This is a genomic window from Sphingobacterium sp. 18053 (assembly GCF_902706145.1).
Taxonomy (GTDB): Bacteria; Bacteroidota; Bacteroidia; order Sphingobacteriales; family Sphingobacteriaceae; genus Sphingobacterium; species Sphingobacterium paramultivorum.
In genome coordinates, this window is the sequence record NZ_CACSJW010000058.1 from 1 (window position 1) to 395 (window position 395).

The following is a 395-nucleotide window of genomic DNA, read 5'->3' on the forward strand; positions in this document are numbered from 1 at the left end:
GTGATAAACAAGGATATCAAAAATCGTATTTAAAAAAGAGTTGACATATCGGAATAATTTGAATTAACATGTTATTCAAACAAAAAAACAATTGGGCAGCTGATCGGACCGCCGAAGGCTCTCATCTCTACAAGAACAGAGATGGGGGCCTTTTTGTTTTTTTTGAAGGCGGGGTTGGCAGAAAGAGAGGGATAAAAGTGGCTGTGACCATCAGCATCAAAGAAAAGGCATTTGTTCAAGAAGGCCGCAAAAACGCGGTCTTAGAAAACATAGAATTATCAATCGCACCAGGCGAATTTCTAACGCTTATCGGACCGAGCGGGTGCGGAAAAAGCACCCTGTTAAAGATTATTGCAGGGCTTGATTCTGAATATGACGGGAGTGTGGAAATTAAC

Annotated in this window: 1 protein-coding gene; it reads left to right on the forward strand. The window is 41.3% G+C overall.

Translation table 11 applies throughout. From position 1 onward, the window contains the following. Positions 1–68 precede the first annotated feature (68 nt). On the forward strand, positions 69–395 hold a 327-nt coding region (locus tag GVK91_RS27445; RefSeq protein WP_200845729.1), incomplete at its 3' end, for an ATP-binding cassette domain-containing protein.